At 55.6% G+C, this 2,970-nt stretch carries 2 protein-coding genes; both read left to right on the plus strand.

Annotated elements, in window-relative coordinates:
- Positions 1-1,049: 1,049 nt before the first annotated feature.
- Positions 1,050-1,382: a helix-turn-helix domain-containing protein gene (locus HQL44_17800; GenBank protein MBF0270434.1), complete on the plus strand. Its 333-nt coding sequence runs from the start codon at positions 1,050-1,052 to the stop codon at positions 1,380-1,382.
- Positions 1,379-2,614, plus strand: a complete 1,236-nt coding sequence (locus tag HQL44_17805; GenBank protein MBF0270435.1) for a type II toxin-antitoxin system HipA family toxin — start codon at positions 1,379-1,381, stop codon at positions 2,612-2,614. Before HQL44_17800 ends, HQL44_17805 begins: the two co-directional genes overlap by 4 nt.
- The last annotated feature ends 356 nt before the right edge of the window (positions 2,615-2,970 follow it).

Here is a 2,970-nt window from a genome sequence, read left to right on the forward strand (position 1 = left end):
CTCTGGCAATTATTGGTTCCAGGCAATCGGCATTCCTTGGTACCAGAGAAAACCGTCTGAATCGCAAATCGGCGGTACCATCGGCCTTCTGAAACAACGAGTCCGGATTTTTGACAAAGGCGGGGATTTCGTTGCTCCAGCAAAGCGGGGAAGTGAGCAAAATCTGTGGCACAAGATTGAAACGCCCCCCAGGCGTTCCCGCTAGGCGGCAGCCATTTCGAAATTTATGCCGCAAATTTCCTGAGCGCGTTTTCGAGAAATTGACATTTCCACCAGAAATTTCATGACGCATAAGCTGATAGCAGGAAATTATCGGGATATTCCAACACTCAAGACCCGGAATAAGCCTCCCAAGCCCTCAAAGCCGATAGGGCACGCCCCAGCGGTCTTTGATCTTGCCGATCTGCTCGCTTAAATGGATTCGCCCACATCTGACTTGTTTGTCCCGATCCCTGACCCGAAAAATTGTCCCGGTATTGTCACGACAGGCTGCGGACAATGACTGTGAAACACCATAAAATCAGTTAGTTATTAGAATGCGGCGGCCATCCCCTAGGGGATGACAGAAGACATACTGTAACATATTGATTGATTACATGAAAACAATTTTTGTCCGTCAGTCATCGGGACAAAATCGGGACAGTTTCAAGGGGCGAATTTCGGGACATCATTAGCCGATTTCCAGCGAATCGTACCAATAAATCGGTGCCAGACAGGACCACCAAGCTCAACGGCCACGACCCAAGAACCGCGCCAAGGTTGGGCATTTTAGGCCATCCTCGCAGGGCAGAGAATGTCTGGATTCTGAAATTGGCGGGGGGAGGGAGATTCGAGCCATCGATATCCGAAGCTTCTCCTATACAGTTGTCGATCTGAACAACGGTTACGGCATTGGCTGGGATGCCAGCGAGGGGCTGATGTCGGAGATTTCAACGGTTAGCTTCGTCCGCGAGTGATTTTTGGCTGGGCAAGTCATCGCCTCCAAAGTATTGTCATAATATGAAAATACATTTTCATATTATATGTTTTGTGATATATATACTTTCATTATGAAGAATACCCCGTCAAACCAAGTCCCCCAAGATGTCAAAGACGCCCTTTCAAGCATAGGGGCGGCGATCAAGCTTGCCCGCATTCGCAGGGGCATTAGGGCGCAGGATATGGCGGCGCGCTGCTCGGTAAGCCTTCCCACCTATCGCAAGGTCGAGCGCGGCGATCCGACCGTGGTTTCCGGCGTGCTGGCCTCGGCCCTTTGGGTTCTGGGTATGGAAAAGCGACTGGCAACTTTGCTGGCGTCTGATCCTGTCGGCGAAGAACTTGAATCGCGCAAGCGGCCAAAACGCGTGGCTGGTCCCAGCAAGATCGAAGGGCTTGATCTATGATCCCGGCCCTCATCGTCTATGTGCATGTGAGGGGCGCTTTCAAACCCGCTGGCATCTTGGAACGGATCGGACCCGACTGGCCGCCGAACGCACGGGCTGCGCGTTTTCGCTATGGCGACTTGTGGCTGAAAGATCCCGATGCCTTTCCCATCGATCCCCTGAATCTGCCCTTGCTCAAGGATTGGCAGATGTGCCGCGAGGGGTGGCAAATCCATTACGCCTTCCGCGACGTGGCCCCCGATGGCTGGGGGCAACAAGTGCTGTTGGCCCAGTTCCCAGGCGAGCGGATGGGCATCATCGAATTTCTTGCCGCATCAGGCGACGACAAGGTTGGTTGTTTGGGTTTTGGGCCACTGGTGAAAGGCAAGGTGCCGCAATCACCCTGTCGTTTGGCCCCGGATGGAAGCCCTATTCCCGAAAGCCCGGCCCGCTCATTGAATGATCTGTTGGAGGCAGCCGAGGCGCTTCACGAAGGAAACCCCTTGCCACAGCATTTGCAGGCGCTGCTGGATCGGGGCTCAAGCCTGGGCGGTGCCCGGCCCAAGGCCAGCTATCGCGACGAGGCCGGAAAATTGTGGGTGGCCAAGTTTCCACTGCGCGACGGATCGGACGCTTATGAACATCCCCGCGTCGAGGCGGCTTGCTTGGACATGGCCGAGGCTTGCGGCATCCCAACGCCCGCCCGTCAGCTTGTGCTTCTGGGATCGACGCCCATCTTGCTGACCGAGCGCTTCGACCGGGTGCAAACGGCAACCGGCGAACAGCGTCTTGCCTATCTCTCGGCCCAGGGGGTGCTGGATGCGGCACCCGATGAGTTTTTTCTTCGAAAGAAATATGCTGATCTGGCGGCGGCGGCCAGACGATTGGGCCAGACCGATGCTGGCCCCGATGTGTTCCGGCGGATGCTGTTCAACGTCGCTATTGGCAATACGGATGACCACGGGCGGAACCATGCCTTCATCCGGCACACGGATGGCAAGTGGCGGTTGTCGCCGGTGTTTGATCTGGTGCCGCACAGCCGAAGCAACAAGATGGTGTTCGGCCTAGCGACCGGCCATGTCCCCGATATGCAAGACGCCTTGGCGGCCTTCCCATCCTTCGGCCTTCGAGAAGAAGAAGCCCGCGCCATATATAACAGGGTGGTCGAGGTCGTTGCCTCGTGGCGGCAATACATGAAGGCTCGCGATGTCAGCGACAAGGATATGGAAGCTCTCTCTCCCTTGTTTGCCTAGAGAGGCTGTGGAGGCAGAAGGAAGTTGTTGCCAAATTTGGCAACAAGGACGGCTCGGAAGCGAAAAATAGCAGCGGTCCTCTGCTTGCCAATAAAAGCAGCGGTCCTCAGCTTTTCGATAAAGGCAACGGTCCTGGGGTTGCCATCGTTGCCAAAACCAACCCCAAACGAGGCACAAACGGAAGAAAATGTGGAAAGTGTGCTTGGGCGTAGGTTGTTGAAAGTAAACAGTCTTTTCTTAAGCGACGCTCCCCGGAGAGCATACTCCGAAGGCAGGGGTCATGGGTTCGAATCCCGTCGGCTGCGCCACTCCCGTTCAAAACTGGGCACCAAGGGTGCATCCCCCAGCGGGGCTGC

The sequence above is a fragment of the Alphaproteobacteria bacterium genome (genome assembly GCA_015231795.1).
GTDB lineage: Bacteria > Pseudomonadota > Alphaproteobacteria > Rhodospirillales > WMHbin7 > WMHbin7.

Coding starts and splice junctions, on each gene's coding strand:
- HQL44_17800 (MBF0270434.1), top strand. CDS start 1,050: ATGAAGAATACCCCGTCAAACCAAGTCCCCCAAGATGTCAAAGACGCC.
- HQL44_17805 (MBF0270435.1), top strand. CDS start 1,379: ATGATCCCGGCCCTCATCGTCTATGTGCATGTGAGGGGCGCTTTCAAA.